This window comes from Marinobacter sp. VGCF2001, assembly GCF_049943275.1.
In the GTDB taxonomy this organism is placed as follows: Bacteria; Pseudomonadota; Gammaproteobacteria; order Pseudomonadales; family Oleiphilaceae; genus Marinobacter.
The window spans coordinates 363853-381923 of the sequence record NZ_JBNFVX010000001.1 but is presented as its reverse complement, the minus strand read 5'-3'; the positions used below and the strand labels follow the sequence as shown (position 1 = coordinate 381923).

Sequence of the window (18071 nt, the reverse complement as noted above, 5' to 3'; positions counted from 1 at the left end):
GGCAATCGCGAGATCGCCGGCCTTTTTCTGCTGCCCGTGAGGGGCATCAGGTCGATAACATAACAGCTTAAAGCGGCGTTACGTTTTCGGCCTGCGGGCCTTTGGGCCCCTGCGTCACGGTGAACTGCACCTGCTGGCCTTCGGCCAGGGTACGGAACCCGCCTGAGTTGATTGCACTGTAGTGAACAAATACGTCACTGCCGCCTTCCTGGGCGATGAAGCCAAAGCCCTTGGACTCGTTGAACCACTTTACGTGGCCGGTTTTGGTATCGGACATCGATCTTTCCTGTCTTACTGATTATTTTCCCTCACGGGACCTTCTTTCAAGCTGGAACATCTGGAGCGCACTGAGGAAGGGGCAACGAAAAGCCGGGGGGCAGGACGTTGTAACGCATTCGCCAAATAACGCTGCAGAAGTGAACAGCAATTTTCAGTATAGACCGACTTTGGGGGGGGTCAATTGTTTTTTTAATGACCAAAGGAATTTATTATTTGATAAAAAACAGAGGGTTGTAATATTAATGAAACCCGGGCGTGCTCTTTGAAAAAAAGAGGCCCGGGGTTTGGTGCGGATGGTTCGGCCCGACGCTCAGCGGCCGAATTTTTCGCTGATTTCTTCCAGAATGGCAGGGTCGTCGATGGTGCTTGGAACGTTATACTCCTCGCCGTCTGCAATCTGGCGGATAATTCTTCGCAGTATTTTGCCGGAGCGGGTTTTCGGAAGCCTGTCTACAACGATGGCGCGCCGGAAGCAGGCAATGGCACCGATTTTTTCCCGCACCATGTCTACCAGCTCCTCTTCCAGTTCGTCCTGGTCAATGGTGGCGCCATCCTTGATCAGTACCAGGCCAAGCGGGATCTGCCCCTTCATGTCGTCGTGGGCGCCTACAACACAGCATTCTGCGATGGCCGGGTGAGAAGCCACCACTTCTTCCATTTCACCCGTGGAGAGCCGGTGCCCGGCCACGTTGATCACGTCATCCGTGCGCCCCATGATGAACACGTAGCCATCATCATCAATGAAGCCGCCGTCACCGGAGCTGTAAAAGCCGGGAATGAGGTTCAGATAGCTGTTCCGGAAGCGTTGATCGTCGCCCCAGACCGTCATCAGGCACCCCGGTGGCAGCGGCAGTTTCACCGCAATCTGGCCCTGCTCACCGGCGGGCACCTGGCGGCCGGTCATATCCACCACTTGCACATTGAAGCCCGGTGAGGGGACGGTTGCCGAGCCCGGTTTGGTGGTCATCATTTCGATGCCAACCGGATTGCAGCAAATGGCCCAGCCGGTTTCGGTCTGCCACCAGTGATCAAGAATGGGCAGGCCCGTATGCTCTTTCAGCCATTCATAGGTGGGAGGGTCGAGTCGCTCGCCGGCCAGGAAGATGCGCTTCAGAGAAGAGACATCGTAGCGGTTCAAGTGGTCTGCTTCCGGATCTTCTTTGCGCACCGCCCGGAAGGCCGTGGGGGCGGTAAACAGCATATTGACCTTGTGATCCTGAACCACGCGCCAGAAGGCGCCGGCATCCGGTGTTTTGACCGGTTTGCCCTCATAAAAAACGGTGGTACAACCGGCGAATAGTGGTGCATAGACAATATAACTATGGCCGACAACCCAGCCCACATCGGAAGCGGCCCAGTAGACGTCTCCGGGCTTGGCGTCGTAGACCAGGCTCATGCTGTATTTGAGGGCAACGGCATGGCCGCCGTTATCCCGGACTACCCCTTTGGGTTTGCCCGTGGTGCCGGAGGTGTAGAGGATATACAGCGGATCGGTGGCTTTGACCGCGACTGGAGCCTCGGGCGTGGCCTCCCTGACAATGGCATTCCAGTCGTAATCCCGCCCTTCCTGCATGGCGGACGCTACCTGTGGCCTCTGGAAGACCACGCAGGTTTCGGGCTTGTGGGTGGCCTGCTCAATGGCCGTGTCCACCAGCGGCTTGTATTCGATGACCCGGCTGACTTCGATGCCGCAAGACGCGGTAATGAGGGCCTTGGGTTTGGCGTCATCAATGCGCACGGCCAGTTCATGGGCGGCGAATCCGCCGAAAACAACCGAGTGGATGGCGCCCAGGCGCGCGCAGGCCAGCATGGCAATGGCTGCCTGGGGGATCATCGGCATATAGACAATCACCCGGTCGCCTTTTTCGATTCCGCGGGCACGCAGGGCACCTGCAAACAGGGCAACTTCGTCGCGCAGTTCGTTAAAGGTAAAGGTTTGCTTGGTCCCGGTGACCGGAGAGTCGTAAATCAGTGCGGTCTGGTCGCCGCGACCGGCGCGTATATTGGCATCCAGGGCGATATCGCTGGTGTTGAGCTCGCCGTCGGGAAACCACTCGCCATGGCCATTCTCCAGCGCCTGCCAGATGGTCTGCGGGGGAGTCATCCAGTCAATGTGTTGGGCCTGCTCCCGCCAGAATTCATCCCGCCGGTCGATAGACCGTCGAAATTCGGAGTTATAACTCATTGTGCTCCACCTCGGTTGTGCGTGTTGTTGTTTTAAGGTTGTAGTTGACAACTGTAGGAGCTTTGAAATCCGGGGCTAGTAGACCATAGGCGTAGTTTGGGGTGTCCGTCGCTTATTCCCGGGCCGGATTGACGCTCGTCACGCGGGCGGAGGCTGAGCCCTGCCCGAATCGTGCGGTAATCTGATCGCCCACGTTCAGGCCATCGGCCTGTCGGACGATCTGGCTCTGTTCGTCTTTCACAATGGCATACCCTCTGCCGAGGGTGGCCAGGGGGCTGACAACGTGCAGGGTTTGTGCCGTGTGTTGCAGGCGTTCGTCGTGCTGCCGGAGCTGGTGGCGGGTAGCCAGCAGCAGGCGCTCCTGCAACTGTTGCATCTGTTCGTGGGCGGATTTCAGGGTTCGATTTGGCGACTGGGCGCTCATGCGCTGCAGCAGGTAGTCGGTTTGCTGCTTCAGTTGGTCCAGACGGCTTCGAATTGTCTGATTCAGCCGAACCTCCAGATCATCCATACGCTGCGCTTTTTCCTGCAGCTCCCTGCGCGGGTCCCGGAGTCGGGCAAAGAGGTGCCCGAGCCCGGTGTTATGCCTCTGCAGCGAGCGCCGTGCAGCCTCGGTGAGTCGTCCCTGTTGCTCTGCGAGCCGGCGCAGCCAGTCCTGTTGATCCGGAGAGATTTTCTCCGCCGCGGCGGATGGCGTCGGGGCTCTCAGGTCGGCAACAAAATCCGCAATCGTAACGTCGACCTCATGGCCAACAGCGCTGACCGTGGGTATGGCGCAACCGGCAATGGCGCGAGCCACAGATTCTTCGTTAAAGCACCATAAATCCTCGAGCGAGCCGCCACCGCGGCCGATGATCAGTACCTCTGCGAGGCCGTGATTCTGGGCTCGCTGAATGGCTTCAACGATATCCGAGGCGGCGGCCTGGCCCTGCACCGAGGTCGGGTAAAGGGTGACCGGAATGGCTGGGCATCGTCGCCGGAGCACAGTCAGTATGTCGTGAATGGCCGCGCCAGTCGGGGATGTGATAACGCCAATATGCCGGGGAGGCGCGGGTATCGGCTTTTTGCGAGCGGGATCGAACAGGCCCTCGCTGTGCAGTTTGGCCTTTAATGCCTCGAAGGCTTGCTGCAGTGCCCCCAGCCCTGCGGGCTCGAGGTGTTCCACAATGATCTGGAAATCGCCGCGATTCTCATAAAGCGTGACTTTGCCGCGAATGCGGATTTGATCACCCTCTTTGGGCAAAGTCCGGATGCGCTGGTTTGCACCGCGAAACATGGCACAGCGGATCTGGCATTTCTGGTCTTTCAGCGAGAAATACCAGTGGCCGGACGAGGGGCGTGAAAAGCTGGACAGTTCACCCTCCACCCAGACTTGCATAAAACTGGACTCAAGCAGATGGCGCGCCTGATGGTTGAGCTCGCTGACGGTCAGGGCTCGGGGGCGATTGTCCGGGTAGGGCGTGCTCACAGGGCGGGCTCCAGAATCATTCATACGCAATAGCCGAAGAGGGACGGCCAAAAATAACGGAAATTCAAAAAGATGCAACCAGACAGCCCAAACCGCGCGGTTTACTGTCTTTACGCACCACTTTATAATGGATCGATTAAGGATTTTGCTTTGTCGCGCCGCCATCGTAGCGGTACGCAAATTCCCAACTTAGCATGTTCAAAAGGCGGATCCCAATGCTGCGTATTGCCGAAGAAGCCCTCACGTTCGACGATGTTCTGCTCGTGCCCGGATATTCCGAAGTTCTTCCCCATCAGGTTGACCTGAAAACCCAGTTAACCAAGGGTATTACCCTGAATATCCCGCTGTTGTCGGCGGCCATGGACACGGTGACCGAAGCGGAGCTGGCGATTGCCATGGCCCAGGAAGGCGGTGTCGGCATCATGCATAAGAACATGAGCGTTGAACAGCAGGCGGCTGCCGTTCGCAAGGTCAAAAAATTCGAGAGTGGCGTGGTGAAAGACCCGATCACGGTCTCGCCGGGCACAACGGTGCGCGAGCTGGTCGATATCACCATGGCAAACAATATCTCCGGCCTTCCGGTGGTAGACGGTAACGACCTGATTGGCATTGTAACGGGTCGCGATATCCGCTTTGAGAGCCGGATGGATACTCTGGTGCGGGATATCATGACGCCCAAGGAAAAGCTCGTGACCGTCAAGGAAGGTGCAGATCTGGACGAGGTGAAAGAGCTGCTGCACCGTCACCGTATCGAGAAGGTGCTGGTGGTGAATGATGCATTTCAGCTGCGCGGCCTGATTACCGTCAAAGACATCCAGAAGGCCAAAGACTATCCGCTGGCGTGCAAAGACGAGCAGGGCCGCCTGCGTGTGGGCGCTGCCGTGAGCACGGGCGGCGATACCGGCGCGCGTGTGGCTGCCCTGGCGGAGGCTGGTGTTGATGTGATCGTGGTCGACACGGCCCACGGCCACTCCAAAGGCGTGATTGAGCGCGTGCGCTGGGTCAAGGAGAATTTCCCGGAGGTGCAGGTTATTGGCGGTAATATCGCCACCAGTGACGCGGCGATCGCGCTGGCCGATGCGGGCGCAGACGCCGTGAAAGTCGGTATTGGCCCCGGGTCAATCTGTACCACACGCATTGTTGCCGGTATCGGTGTGCCACAAATCTCCGCAGTGTCCAATGTAGCGGCAGCCTTGAAAGACCGTGGTGTTCCCCTGATCGCAGACGGTGGCATCCGGTTCTCTGGTGATATTGCGAAGGCACTCGCAGCCGGTGCGCACTGCGTGATGATCGGAAGCCTGCTTGCCGGTACCGATGAGGCACCGGGCGAAGTGGAGCTTTTCCAGGGTCGCAGTTACAAGGCATACCGCGGCATGGGCTCTATCGGCGCCATGGGGCAGGGGTCCAGCGACCGCTACTTCCAGGATGCCAGCAAGGGTATTGAAAAGCTGGTGCCGGAAGGCATTGAAGGTCGTGTGGCGTGTAAGGGTCCTATGCGCAATATCGTGCATCAGCTGGTTGGCGGTATCCGGGCCTCCATGGGGTACACCGGCAGTGCAACCATTACCGAAATGCGAACCAAGCCTGAATTTGTCCGCATCACCAATGCCGGGATGCGTGAGAGTCATGTTCACGATGTGACGATCACCAAGGAAGCACCAAACTACCGAATCGGTTAATTTTGCCTGATCTGACACGGCCCGGTTTCCGGGCCGTGTTGTTTCTTTACAGCTCGAGGACTCCATGGCCCAGAACATTCACGATTACCGAATCCTGATTCTCGATTTCGGCTCCCAGTATACCCAGCTGATTGCCCGCCGCGTTCGGGATATTGGCGTTTACTGCGAGATCAAGGCGTTTGACATAACCGACGAAGAGCTCGAAGAGTTCAATCCCAAAGGTATCATCCTTGCCGGCGGACCGGAGTCAGTCACTGAGCTGGGCGGCCCGCGTGCACCGGAAGGGCTTTTTGATCGTGGCATTCCCATTCTGGGTATCTGCTACGGAATGCAAACCATGGCCGAGCAGCTCGGAGGCCGGGTTGCCAGCTCCGAGAAGCGTGAGTTCGGTTATGCGCAAATCAAGGTGCGGGCCAAGGGGCCCTTGCTGGCCGACATCACCGATCATCTGACCCCGGTCGGAGACTCTCTGCTGGACGTCTGGATGAGTCATGGCGACAAGGTTGTGGCCATGCCGGAAGGGTTTGAGCTGCTGGCCTCGACTGAAAGCGCCCCGATTGCCGCCATGCAGGACCTCAGCCGCAACCTTTACGGCGTTCAGTTTCACCCGGAGGTGACCCATACGCTCCAGGGTAAGCGTATTCTGGAACACTTTGTCCTGAACATCTGTAGCTGCGAGGCACTCTGGACCCCGGCGAAGATTGTGGACGACGCGGTTCGTCAGATTCGCGAACAGGTGGGTAGCGACAAAGTACTGCTGGGGCTGTCCGGTGGTGTTGATTCATCGGTGACTGCGGCGCTGCTGCACAAAGCGATCGGCGATCAGCTCACGTGCGTGTTCGTGGATAACGGGTTGTTGCGCCTGCACGAAGGCGATCAGGTGATGGATATGTTCGCCAGCAACATGGGCGTGAAGGTTATCCGCGCGGATTCCGAGGATCTGTTCCTGTCCAAGCTCAAAGGCGTGAACGATCCGGAACAGAAACGCAAGATTATCGGTAATACCTTTATCGATGTGTTCGACGAAGAAGCCGCCAACATCAAGGATGTCAACTGGCTGGCTCAGGGCACCATCTATCCGGATGTCATTGAATCTGCCGCGTCAAAAACCGGCAAAGCTCATGTCATCAAGTCTCACCACAATGTGGGTGGCTTGCCGGAAACCATGAAAATGAAACTGGTGGAGCCGCTGCGAGAGCTGTTCAAGGATGAAGTGCGCCGTATTGGCCTGGAGCTCGGCCTGCCGTACGACATGGTCTACCGTCACCCCTTCCCGGGGCCGGGGCTGGGTGTTCGTATCCTCGGCGAGGTCAAGAAAGAGTATGCCGATATCCTGCGCCGTGCGGATGCGATCTTCCTGGAAGAGTTGCACCGCGCAGACCTGTATCACAAGACCAGTCAGGCGTTCGCGGTGTTCCTGCCGGTGAAGTCGGTGGGTGTGGTGGGTGATGCCCGGCGCTACGAATACGTGATTGCCATTCGCGCGGTGGAAACCGTCGACTTTATGACGGCTCGCTGGGCTCGTTTGCCGTATGAACTGCTGGAAACCGTGTCGAACCGGATCATTAACGAGATTTCCGGCGTTTCGCGGGTCACCTACGATATTTCCTCAAAGCCGCCTGCGACCATTGAGTGGGAATAAGCGGCCGGGGCTGCCAGGCAGTGACGGCAACGACTGAGGATCGGTTCTGGATGGTCCGGGCTCTGGCCCTGGCCGGCCAGGCCGATGCGGCTGACGAGGTGCCGGTGGGTGCGGTTGTTGTTCTGGATGGTAAGGAAATCGGTGCCGGTTTCAATGCCCCGATTTCCGGTTGTGATCCCACAGCGCACGCGGAAATCCGGGCTCTGCGCGATGCGGCGGTCCGCGTGGGTAACTACCGTCTGGCAGGCGCTACGCTGTATGTAACGCTGGAGCCCTGTACCATGTGCGTCGGCGCGATTGTTCACAGTCGTGTCAGCCGACTGGTGTACGGCGCTGTTGAGCCAAAAGCAGGCGCTGTTGAATCGGCCCGCAGAACCCTTGAAGAGCCGCACCTGAACTGGCGAGTCGAGGCGCTCGGCGGTGTCATGGCTGAGCCCTGCGGACAGGTAATCTCGGAATTTTTCAGCCGGCGTCGCCGTGAAATTCGGCAGCGCCGAAAACAACACTCAGGGAAGGGAAGCGAAGCCCCATGAAAGTACTGGTAACCGGTGGTGCCGGGTATATTGGCAGCCACGTTGTGCGGCAGTTGGCGGCGGCAGGCCACGATATTGTCGTGTTTGATAATCTGTCGACCGGTTATCGCTGGGCGGTAACTGCGGGCCAGCTTGTGGTTGGAGACCTGGCCGACGAGCAGGCTGTCGAGGCGGTGTTTGCTGATCACAGGTTTGAGGCGGTGTTGCATTTCGCCGCGAATATCGTGGTGCCGGAGTCGGTCGCCAATCCCCTCAAGTATTATCGCAACAATACCCGGAATACGCTGAATCTGCTGAAGGCGGTTGAACACCATCAGGTGCCCTACATGGTGTTTTCTTCTACCGCTGCGGTTTACGGAATGCCCGAGCAAACGGTGCTGACCGAAGATCTGCCGCTTGCACCAATCAATCCCTATGGTGCCTCGAAAATGATGAGCGAACGCATGATGATGGATCTTGCGGCCGCCACCAGCCTGAATTACGTCATCCTCCGCTACTTTAACGTTGCTGGCGCCAACCCCGAAGGATTGCTGGGCCAGGCCACGCCGGAAGCCACGCATCTGATCAAGGTGGCGTCTGAATGTGTGACCGGGCAGCGGGACGGAATGAGTGTGTTCGGCACCGACTACGAGACTCGCGATGGCACCTGTATTCGGGATTACATTCACGTTGAAGATCTCGCCAAAGCCCACGTGATGGCCCTCGAGTATATGGCCGATGGCGGTGAGTCCCAGGTACTGAATTGCGGCTACGGACGCGGCTTTACCGTGCGGGAAGTGATTGATGTGGTGAAGGCGGAGTCCGGCGTTGATTTTCCGGTAGAGGAAACGGGACGCCGCGCCGGCGATCCGGCCGCGTTGATGGCTGACAATACCCGCATCAAGAATGTTCTTGGGTGGCAGCCGGATTATGACGACCTGAAAACCATCGTGCGGACCGCGCTGGCCTGGGAGAAGATCTGGCAGCAGAAAAAAGCGAGCCACTGACTGTTTTCATTTTAAATTTTCGGGAAGACGCACATGAAGATTACGATTTTTGGAACCGGTTATGTTGGCCTGGTAACCGGCGCCTGCCTGGCCGATGTCGGGCACCACGTGCTGTGCATGGATGTTGACCAGAGCAAGATCGATAAACTGAAGAATGGCCAGATTCCAATCTTTGAGCCGGGTCTGGATAACATCGTCAAGCATACCGTCGAGGCAGGGCGCCTGGCCTTCACTACAGACACCGAGGAAGCCGTAGCTCACGGCTGTCTCCAGTTTATCGCCGTTGGCACTCCGCCGGACGAGGACGGGTCAGCGGATCTGCAATATGTCCTGGCCGTAGCTAAGTCCATTGGCCAGCACATGGACGACTATAAAGTGGTGGTCGACAAGTCGACGGTGCCGGTTGGTACCGGTGACAAGGTCAAGGCGGCTGTGCGTGCCCAGCTCGACAAGCGGGGCGTGGAGCTGGATTTCGATGTGGTGTCAAACCCGGAGTTCCTGAAAGAAGGCGCCGCCATCAACGATTTCATGAAGCCGGACCGAATCGTGGTGGGTACCGAGAGTGAGCAGGCGGCAGACCTGTTGCGGGAAGTGTATTACCCGTTCAACCGCAGCCACGACCGCATGATCTTTATGGATATCCGTTCGGCAGAACTCACGAAGTACGCGGCCAATGCGCTGCTGGCCACCAAAATCAGCTTTATGAACGAAGTGGCGAACCTGGCAGAGCGGTTGGGCGCTGACATTGAAGAGGTGCGCCGGGGCATCGGTTCCGATCCGCGCATTGGCTATCACTTTATCTACCCGGGGTGCGGGTACGGCGGGTCGTGTTTCCCGAAGGACGTTCAGGCTCTGGCCCGTACGGCGCGGGATTGCGATTACGAATCCCGGCTCCTGAACGCCGTCGAAGCCGTTAACTATGCCCAGAAGCACGTGCTTTTCGACAAGGTGTCCCATTACTTCCAGGGCGACCTTAAAGGTAAGGTCGTGGCTCTGTGGGGGCTGGCGTTCAAGCCCAACACCGACGATATGCGCGAAGCCTCTTCCCGTACATTGATGGAGAATCTCTGGAAAGCCGGCGCCAGTGTGCAGGCGTTTGACCCGGAGGCCATGGAAGAAACCCAGCGTATCTATGGTGAGCACGAGGGGCTGACCTTGTGCGGCACCAAAGAGCAGGCATTGAAAGGGGCGGATGTGCTGGTTATTTGCACGGAGTGGAAAGAATTCCGTTCGCCAGACTTCGATGTGATTGCCTCGGCACTGAGAGAGCCGGTGGTGTTTGATGGCCGCAATCTCTACGAGCCGGAAATGCTCGAGCGCCACGGGCTGATCTATTACGCCATTGGTCGCGGCCGCAACCAGTTCCATTCGGCGCTTTGATCGTCACACAGGAGGGGCGCTGATGTTCCGGCTTCATGAGCGTTTGGCGGCAGATACCCATAAGCTGGGCCAAAGCCGGCTGTGCGATGTCCTGCTGATGAATGACAGTACCTGGCCCTGGATTATCCTGGTGCCCCGGGTGCCGGATATCCGCGAGATCTATCAGCTGGCGGGCGAAGATCAGCAGCGCCTGCTGGAGGAATCGTCATTGCTGAGTGAGGCGATGATGGAGCTGTTTGGCGGCGACAAGATGAATGTGGCTGCGCTGGGTAACATGGTTCCCCAGCTGCATTTGCACCACATTGTCCGCTTCGGGGGTGATCCCGCCTGGCCTGGCCCAGTGTGGGGTAAGCAGCCGCCGGTGCCCTACAGCGAGGCGCAGATGGACAGCATAAAAGCCAGGCTCCGGCCTGTACTTGAGCGATTGCTTTAGATTATGCCCGTTATTCCAGACCCTGCTGCCATTGGGCCAGGGTCTGCGATCCCACCAGAATCATCCGTAGTTCGGTTTTCAGTTTCTGCTTGAGTTCTTCACGCTCTTTCGGTGTTGCATCCAGCGCCTCGGCGCCCTGGTTGAACACCAGTGTCACCATCGATTCGGCGACAATCCGGGCTTCCGCCACGGGTTTGTTCTGTTCGTCTGCGAATCGGCACAGGTCATCGGCCAGTTCCGTGACGAAGTGGTCGATTTCTGCTTTGACGGCGGTCCGGAACGGTTTGGACACGCCGGTACGTTCCCGCAGCATTAGCCGGAAAAGGTTGGCGTTGTTGCCAAGGTACTCCATGAAGGTATCAACAGACGTGGAAATAGCACTGCCGTCCCGCGCGATACGCTTGCGCGCCTGGCGCATCAGTTGCCGCAACGCTACGCCGCCCTCGTCCACGAGGGCCAGGCCGAGTTCGTCCAGTTCGGCAAAGTGGCGGTAAAACGACGTAGGGGCTATCCCGGCCTCGCGGGCAACTTCCCTCAGGCTCAGGCTGCCAAAGCCCCGGTCTGCGCTCAGTTGGGCCAGGGCTGCGTCCATCAGTGCTCGACGGGTTTTCAGTTTCTGTTCCGCTCGGGTGGCCAACGTATTGCTCCATGGTCCGGTCAAACCATGCATTCTAGCCCCCGGTTTTTTGATAGTCATCCCGTTACGCTACAAGCTTCGTCGATTGTGCCAGGCGACGCCTGATTTTCAACGTCATTGTGTTTATAATGGGCGGCTTTTCGGCATCAGCTTGCCCTAACGTTTTAAATTTAACGCGAACACATTCAGATACAACGGGAACCGGTATGCGCAGCCATTATTGCGGTGGGATCAACGAATCCCACATCGATCAGGAAGTCACACTCTGCGGATGGGTACACCGCCGTCGTGACCACGGTGGGGTAATCTTCCTGGATCTGCGAGATCGGGATGGTATGTCTCAGGTGGTCGTAGACCCTGACACCCCGGAAAGTTTTGCCCTGGCAGAGAAAGTCCGCAGCGAATTCGTCATCAAGGTGACCGGCCGGGTACGGCGCCGTCCGGCGGGTACCGAGAACAACAATATGCCCACCGGTCAGGTGGAGTTGTTGGGTAAAGAACTGGAGATTCTGAACGCCGCTGCTACCCCGCCGTTCCCGCTGGATGAACACGTGGATGTCGGGGAAGACGTACGTTTGCGTTACCGTTTCGTGGATCTGCGCCGCCCGGAAATGATCAATCGTCTGCGCTTCCGTTCCCGGGTGACCAGCTACATCCGTAACTTCCTGGACAGCCGCGGTTTCATGGATGTGGAAACGCCGATCCTTACCCGTGCCACCCCCGAAGGCGCCCGGGATTATCTGGTGCCCAGCCGGACCCACGACGGTTCTTTCTTTGCGTTGCCGCAGTCCCCCCAGCTGTTCAAACAGCTGTTGATGGTCTCCGGCGTCGATCGCTACTACCAGATTGCCAAATGTTTCCGTGACGAAGACCTTCGTGCTGATCGCCAGCCGGAGTTCACACAGGTGGACATCGAGGCGTCGTTTATCGACGAGCAGACCCTGATGGGCCTGAACGAGGATATGATCCGCGCTCTGTTTAGGGATGTTCTGGAAGTTGAACTTCCCGAGTTCCCACGGATGCCTTATTCCGAAGCCATGCAGCGCTACGGCAGCGACAAGCCGGACCTTCGTATTCCGCTTGAACTTCAGGATGTGGGCGATCTGGTTGAAAGCGTCGATTTCAAGGTTTTTGCCGGTCCTGCCAAAGACCCGAAAGGCCGCGTTGCCGCGCTGAGAGTTCCGAAAGGCGCCGAGCTTACTCGTAAGCAAATCGACGATTACACCAAATACGTGGGTATTTACGGAGCCAAGGGCCTCGCCTACATCAAGGTAAATGATCTGGGCAAAGGGGCTGAAGGCCTTCAGTCGCCCATCGTCAAGTTCCTGGGTGATGACGTGGCGCTTGCGATCATGGAGCGCGTGGGCGCCGAAGACGGCGATATCGTGTTCTTCGGAGCCGACAAAACCACCGTAGTCAACGAGGCGCTGGGTGCGTTGCGTATCAAGGTTGGCCATGATCTGAATATGCTGACCTGCGAGTGGGCGCCGCTGTGGGTGGTTGACTTCCCGATGTTCGAAGAACTTCCGGACGGCGCCCTGACTGCAATCCACCATCCGTTTACTGCACCGTCATGCAGCCCGGAAGAGCTGGCTGCGGACCCCGCAAACGCCTTGTCTCGCGCTTACGATATGGTGCTCAACGGCACCGAGCTGGGTGGCGGCTCAATCCGTATCCACGACGAAGCCATGCAGGAAACGGTGTTCCGTATTCTGGGTATCGGTGAGGAAGAAGCGCGTGCCAAGTTCGGCTTCCTGCTGGATGCTCTGAAGTTCGGTTGCCCGCCCCATGGTGGTCTGGCCTTTGGTCTGGATCGTCTGGTCATGCTGATGACCGGTTCCTCATCCATTCGGGACGTGATCGCATTCCCGAAAACCCAGAGCGCAACCTGCCTGATGACCCAGGCACCGGGTGAGGTGGACGAAAAGCAATTGAAAGAGCTTCACATCCGGCTGCGCCGCTCGCCCAAAGCGGGCGATAGCAACAAGGCAGACGAGAAATCGTAAATCCTCAGGCCCGGGGCGCGTCAGAGCGCCCCGGTCACCGTCAGGAGTATTGATAATGGCTGGACACAGCAAATGGGCCAATATCAAACACCGTAAAGCGGCCCAGGATGCCAAGCGTGGCAAAATCTTTACCAAGCTGATTCGCGAGCTGACCGTGGCCGCACGGCTGGGTGGTGGCGATCCCAACGATAATCCCCGCTTACGGGCAGTGGTCGACAAGGCCCTGACCGCCAATATGAAGAAAGACACCATTGAGCGGGCCATTGAGCGTGGTGCCGGCGGTGGTGACGACAGCAACTACGAAGAACTCACATACGAAGGTTATGGCCATGGCGGTGTTGCCGTTCTCGTGGAAGCGATGACCGACAACAAAAACCGCACCGTGGCGGAAGTTCGCCATGCGTTCAGCAAGTGTGGTGGCAACCTCGGCACCGACGGTTCCGTCGCGTACCTTTTCACCAAGGAGGGAATCATCAGCTACGGGCCGGAAGCCGATGGCGATCAGCTGATGGAGGCCGCCCTCGAGGCCGGGGCCGATGATTTGCAGGAGCAGGACGACGGATCGTTTGAAATCGTGACCACGCCGGGCGAGTACCTTGACGTTAAAGAGTCACTGATAGCGGCTGGCTTCATTCCCGATAACGCAGAAGTAACGATGGTGCCTTCCACCCGTGTCGAACTGGACCGTGACGGGGCTGAAACCTTCTTCAAGCTGATCGATATGCTGGAAGATCTGGACGACGTTCAGAATGTTTACCACAACGCGGACATTTCTGCCGACATCATGGAATCCCTCTAGCATGATCCCGCCAGCGCCGGGTAAGGCCAGCTGATGGCTATCATCTTGGGTGTAGACCCGGGGTCGCGGATTACCGGCTACGGTATTATCCGGGCGGAAGGGCGTACCATGGAGTACATCGATAGCGGCTGCATCCGGGTTGGCGAGAAACCCATGGCGGAGCGGTTACAGACTATTTTTCACAGTCTTGCGGTCTTGATTGGCGAGTATCGCCCCGAAGAGTTTGCCATCGAGCAGGTGTTTATGGCGCGGAACCCGGATTCCGCGCTGAAACTCGGCCAGGCCAGAGGGGCGGCCATCGTCAGTGCCGCGAACAGTGGCCTGGCCGTGCATGAGTATTCGGCAAGGCAGGTGAAGCAAGCGGTGGTAGGCACCGGTGGGGCCGACAAATCCCAGGTGCAGCACATGGTACAGGCGCTTCTGGGGTTGTCGCGAAAGCCCCAGGCCGACGCCGCCGATGCACTGGCCATTGCTCTTTGCCATGCCCACATGAATCAAAGCATATTGAAAGTGGCCCGGACCGGAGGCAGGGTCCGAAGTGGCCGCGTACGCCAACCATAAGCGGCTGCCAGTCGCGACAGGAGAGTTCGTTTGATTGGTCGAATTCGCGGAACGTTGATTGAGAAAGTCCCCGCTCAGGCACTGGTGGAGTGCTCCGGGTTGGGTTACGAAATTGACATACCTTACACTACGTTCTTTCATCTGCCTGAGTCCGGTCAGGAAGTCACCCTTCACACGCATTTTGCGGTGCGTGAAGATGCCCAGAGTCTGTATGGTTTTGCTTCCCGGCTGGATCGGGATCTGTTTCGCCTGCTGATCAAGGTCAATGGCGTGGGACCCAAGCTGGCTATCGGCATTTTGTCAGGGCTGGACGCTCAGCAATTTATTGCCTGCGTTGAAGCAAGGGACATCAATTCCCTGGTGAAGCTGCCCGGCGTTGGTAAAAAGACCGCCGAGCGTTTGCTCATCGAAATGACAGACCGGATAAGCCAGCTTGAAGCCGGGTTTTTACCTGCCAAGCCTGGTGCCTCGGGGGACCCCTCCATCGAAATAGCCCAAAAGACAGGGCCAGATCCCGGTGAAGAGGCCGAAGCGGCGCTTATTGCCCTTGGCTACAAGCCTCAGGAGGCGGCCAAGGCGATCAGTAAGGTTGCCGAGCCGGATATGACCAGCGAGGCGTTGATCCGCCTTGCGTTGAAAAACATGATTCCCGCCGGGTAAACGCCCGGCGTTTTTGTGTTGATGGAGCCCGAATACGCAAGATCAATGTGTATAGAGCGTAACGTGACTCCCGAACGCGCCTTTGTACAATTGGTGGGGCCTGGGTTTCAGGTTGGGCTAGTGGGCGAGTTGTTTATTCCCAGCAAGTGGATAATGCCATGATTGAATCGGACCGACTGATATCGGCGAAGGCCGGCGAATACGAGGAAGTGCAGGACAGGGCCATCCGTCCTACGCTGCTGTCTGAATATGTCGGTCAGCCCACTGTGCGCGAGCAGATGGAGATTTTTATTTCTGCGGCGCGGGGGCGTCAGGAGGCGCTGGATCATGTGTTGATTTTTGGCCCTCCGGGGCTCGGTAAAACCACCCTGGCGAATATCATCGCCAACGAGATGGGAGTTTCGATCAAAACCACCTCGGGGCCGGTGCTGGAAAAGGCGGGTGATCTGGCGGCGATGCTCACCAACCTGGAAGAAGGCGATGTGCTGTTTATCGATGAGATCCATCGCCTGAGCGCTGCCGTGGAAGAAGTGCTGTATCCGGCCATGGAGGATTATCAGCTGGATATCATGATCGGAGAGGGCCCTGCAGCCCGGTCGATCAAGCTTGATTTGCCACCGTTTACCCTGGTGGGCGCAACCACCCGTGCCGGTTTGCTGACCTCACCGCTGCGCGACCGTTTCGGTATTGTTCAGCGCCTGGAGTTCTATAACCATCAGGATCTTACCCATATCATCACTCGCTCGGCCCGATTGTCATCGGTTGAAATCGACGAGGCAGGCGCTTTTGAGATCGCCCGTCGTTCAAGAGGAACGCCTCGAATCGCTAACCGGTTATTGCGGCGGGTCAGGGATTTTGCCGAGGTGCGCTCCAACGGGCACATTACATCCGACATCGCGGACCAGGCCCTGAATATGCTCAAGGTTGATGGCCAGGGTTTTGATCATATGGACCGCAGGCTGCTGCTGGCCATGATCGAGAAATTCGACGGAGGCCCGGTTGGCGTGGAGAGCCTTGCGGCGGCAATCAGCGAGGAACGCGGCACCATTGAAGATGTGCTGGAGCCCTTCCTGATTCAGCAGGGGTTCATGATCCGGACACCCAGGGGGCGTATGGTGACTTCCAGTGCCTACCAGCATTTCGGAGTAATACCGCCGAAATCTGGCCGGGAGGAGGAGCGGTTTGAATGACAGCTCTGCCGGCAAGGCGTTTGAACTACCTATCCGGGTGTATATAGAAGATACAGACGCCGGTGGTATCGTTTTCCATGCCAAGTACCTGCATTACATGGAGCGGGCCCGGACTGAATGGGTCCGTAGCCAGGGCGTTGGCTTGCGAGCGGGGCTGGAGCACAACATCAGTTACGTGGTGCAAAAAATGAATTTGCACTTTCGGGCACCGGCAAAGCTGGATGACCAGTTGCTGGTTACGGCGGAGCTGAAAGAGGCCTCCCGGGTCTGGATGGGATTTCGGCAACGTGTGTTTGGTGCGGAAGATCGCCGGTTGTTGTGTGAGGCCGATGTTCGCGTTGCCTGTATTGCCCTGGATACCGGCAAGCCCCGGCGACTACCGGAAAATATGCAGCAAATTCTAAAGAATTTCATATAGTTTGCTGAAAGAATTGGAAAAACTAATTGGGAGTGAACAGTGGAAACGGAACTGTCTGTCTGGCATCTGATTGCGAACGCCGGGGTTTTAGTGCAGCTGGTCATGCTGCTTTTGATGCTGGCTTCGGTGGTCTCATGGGCGCTGATCTTTCAGCGCCTCCAGGTCTTCCGCAAGGCCCGGCAGGCGCAGCTGGAATTTGAAGACCGGTTCTGGTCCGGGATGGATCTGGGGCAGCTTTATAAAGAGGTAAGCGCCGAGCCAACGCCATTTTCCGGAATGGAATCGGTGTTCCGTGCCGGCTTCAAGGAATTCTCGCGTCTGCGTCAGCAGAGCCGGGATGCCGATGCCGTGATGGACGGCACCCAGCGGGCAATGCGGGTTGCCTTCTCACGGGAACAGGAGCGCCTGGAGATGCATTTGCCGTTCCTGGCAACGGTAGGTTCAACCAGTCCTTACGTTGGCCTGTTCGGGACGGTCTGGGGCATCATGAACTCTTTCCGGGGACTGGCTCAGGTGCAACAGGCGACGCTCGCGACGGTGGCTCCGGGCATCTCCGAGGCACTGATTGCCACCGCCATGGGTCTTTTTGCCGCGATTCCGGCGGTTATCGCCTATAACCGGTTCTCGTCCATGTCGGATGCCTTGCTGAAAAACTACGAAACCTTTGCGGAGGAGTTTTCCAGCATACTGCATCGCCGGGTTCATAACAGCGAGCAGGCCGGGTCATAACATGGCATTGGCGGGCCACGGGAGTATAGCGAAATGAAAGGTATGGGAATGATGCCTCAGCAGCGGCGCAAGCCAATGGCTGAGATTAACGTGGTTCCTTACATTGATGTGATGCTGGTGCTGCTGGTGATCTTCATGGTAACCGCCCCCATGCTCACACAGGGCGTTAAAGTGGATTTGCCGGAAACCACATCGGATCCGATTCAGCAGGACAAAGACGTGGAATCCGTTACGGTGTCGGTGGACAGCAATGGTGCCTATTATCTGGAGGTAGGTGACGACGCCAGTGAACCGATGGCGCTGGAGGAAGTGCGTAATCAGGTGGCGAAAATTTTGTCCCAGCGCGGCAATGGTGAAGTACTCGTGCGCGGTGATGAATACGTGGATTATGGTGTGGTGGTGCGCCTGATGGCAGAGCTTCAGGCTGCCGGAGCAACCGGGATTGGCCTGATTACCGACGCACCCGATGAGAGTCAGTAACTCGAT

18 protein-coding genes are annotated in these 18071 nt (G+C 57.7%); 14 read left to right on the top strand and 4 right to left on the bottom strand.

Features of this window, described 5'->3' with window-relative positions; translation table 11 throughout:
- Positions 1-67: 67 nt before the first annotated feature.
- The 3 genes from ACP2AU_RS01745 to xseA form a co-directional block, all read right to left on the bottom strand.
- Positions 68-277, bottom strand: coding sequence for a cold-shock protein (locus ACP2AU_RS01745; protein WP_426374048.1), 210 nt, complete (start codon positions 275-277; stop codon positions 68-70).
- Between the two features lie 312 nt (positions 278-589).
- The gene (locus tag ACP2AU_RS01740) at positions 590-2515 is read right to left on the bottom strand and encodes a propionyl-CoA synthetase (RefSeq protein ID WP_426374047.1); all 1926 of its coding nucleotides are present in this window, start codon (positions 2513-2515) and stop codon (positions 590-592) included.
- Between the two features lie 61 nt (positions 2516-2576).
- The gene (gene xseA, locus ACP2AU_RS01735; RefSeq protein WP_426374046.1) at positions 2577-3956 is read right to left on the bottom strand and encodes an exodeoxyribonuclease VII large subunit; all 1380 of its coding nucleotides are present in this window, start codon (positions 3954-3956) and stop codon (positions 2577-2579) included.
- Positions 3957-4147: 191 nt separating this feature from the next.
- On the opposite strand from xseA, the gene guaB reads away from it, so the two are divergent.
- From guaB to ACP2AU_RS01705, 6 genes are all read left to right on the top strand, one after another.
- Positions 4148-5611: an IMP dehydrogenase gene (gene guaB / locus ACP2AU_RS01730; RefSeq protein ID WP_426374045.1), complete on the top strand. Its 1464-nt coding sequence runs from the start codon at positions 4148-4150 to the stop codon at positions 5609-5611.
- A gap of 64 nt (positions 5612-5675) precedes the next feature.
- Positions 5676-7253, top strand: a complete 1578-nt coding sequence (guaA, locus tag ACP2AU_RS01725) for a glutamine-hydrolyzing GMP synthase (RefSeq protein ID WP_426374044.1) — start codon at positions 5676-5678, stop codon at positions 7251-7253.
- 20 nt (positions 7254-7273) lie between these two features.
- Positions 7274-7786: a tRNA adenosine(34) deaminase TadA gene (gene tadA / locus ACP2AU_RS01720; RefSeq protein ID WP_426374043.1), complete on the top strand. Its 513-nt coding sequence runs from the start codon at positions 7274-7276 to the stop codon at positions 7784-7786.
- Positions 7783-8772 (top strand): UDP-glucose 4-epimerase GalE, encoded by a 990-nt coding sequence (gene galE, locus ACP2AU_RS01715; protein WP_426374042.1) that lies wholly within the window; start codon positions 7783-7785, stop codon positions 8770-8772. The genes tadA and galE overlap by 4 nt, the downstream gene beginning before the upstream one ends.
- Positions 8773-8805: 33 nt before the next feature.
- Positions 8806-10152 carry a UDP-glucose dehydrogenase family protein gene (locus tag ACP2AU_RS01710; protein WP_426374040.1) on the top strand — a complete coding sequence of 449 codons (1347 nt, stop codon included), beginning with the start codon at positions 8806-8808 and terminating at the stop codon, positions 10150-10152.
- A gap of 22 nt (positions 10153-10174) precedes the next feature.
- Entirely contained in the window at positions 10175-10585 is a 411-nt protein-coding gene (locus ACP2AU_RS01705) for an HIT domain-containing protein (RefSeq protein WP_426374039.1), read from the top strand.
- Between the two features lie 10 nt (positions 10586-10595).
- Here ACP2AU_RS01705 and fabR read toward each other — a convergent pair whose 3' ends face one another.
- The gene (gene fabR / locus ACP2AU_RS01700; protein WP_426374423.1) at positions 10596-11222 is read right to left on the bottom strand and encodes an HTH-type transcriptional repressor FabR; all 627 of its coding nucleotides are present in this window, start codon (positions 11220-11222) and stop codon (positions 10596-10598) included.
- Between the two features lie 206 nt (positions 11223-11428).
- Between fabR and aspS the strand changes: the two genes are divergently transcribed.
- The 8 genes from aspS (at position 11429) to tolR (ending at position 18065) form a co-directional block, all read left to right on the top strand.
- Positions 11429-13228, top strand: a complete 1800-nt coding sequence (gene aspS, locus ACP2AU_RS01695; RefSeq protein WP_426374038.1) for an aspartate--tRNA ligase — start codon at positions 11429-11431, stop codon at positions 13226-13228.
- Between the two features lie 55 nt (positions 13229-13283).
- On the top strand, positions 13284-14027 hold the full coding sequence (locus tag ACP2AU_RS01690; protein WP_426374037.1) for a YebC/PmpR family DNA-binding transcriptional regulator: 744 nt from the start codon (positions 13284-13286) through the stop codon (positions 14025-14027).
- 33 nt (positions 14028-14060) lie between these two features.
- Positions 14061-14588 (top strand): crossover junction endodeoxyribonuclease RuvC, encoded by a 528-nt coding sequence (gene ruvC / locus ACP2AU_RS01685; protein ID WP_426374036.1) that lies wholly within the window; start codon positions 14061-14063, stop codon positions 14586-14588.
- A gap of 30 nt (positions 14589-14618) precedes the next feature.
- Complete coding sequence (ruvA, locus tag ACP2AU_RS01680; protein ID WP_426374035.1) at positions 14619-15248, top strand: Holliday junction branch migration protein RuvA; 630 nt, start codon at positions 14619-14621, stop codon at positions 15246-15248.
- A 158-nt stretch (positions 15249-15406) separates the two neighbouring features.
- Positions 15407-16438: a Holliday junction branch migration DNA helicase RuvB gene (gene ruvB / locus ACP2AU_RS01675; protein WP_426374034.1), complete on the top strand. Its 1032-nt coding sequence runs from the start codon at positions 15407-15409 to the stop codon at positions 16436-16438.
- A complete protein-coding gene (gene ybgC / locus ACP2AU_RS01670; protein ID WP_426374032.1) occupies positions 16431-16856 on the top strand; it encodes a tol-pal system-associated acyl-CoA thioesterase in 426 nt (141 codons plus the stop codon). The genes ruvB and ybgC overlap by 8 nt, the downstream gene beginning before the upstream one ends.
- A 39-nt stretch (positions 16857-16895) precedes the next feature.
- The gene (gene tolQ, locus ACP2AU_RS01665; RefSeq protein WP_426374031.1) at positions 16896-17585 is read left to right on the top strand and encodes a protein TolQ; all 690 of its coding nucleotides are present in this window, start codon (positions 16896-16898) and stop codon (positions 17583-17585) included.
- 33 nt (positions 17586-17618) lie between these two features.
- Positions 17619-18065, top strand: coding sequence for a protein TolR (tolR, locus tag ACP2AU_RS01660; protein WP_426374029.1), 447 nt, complete (start codon positions 17619-17621; stop codon positions 18063-18065).
- The last annotated feature ends 6 nt before the right edge of the window (positions 18066-18071 follow it).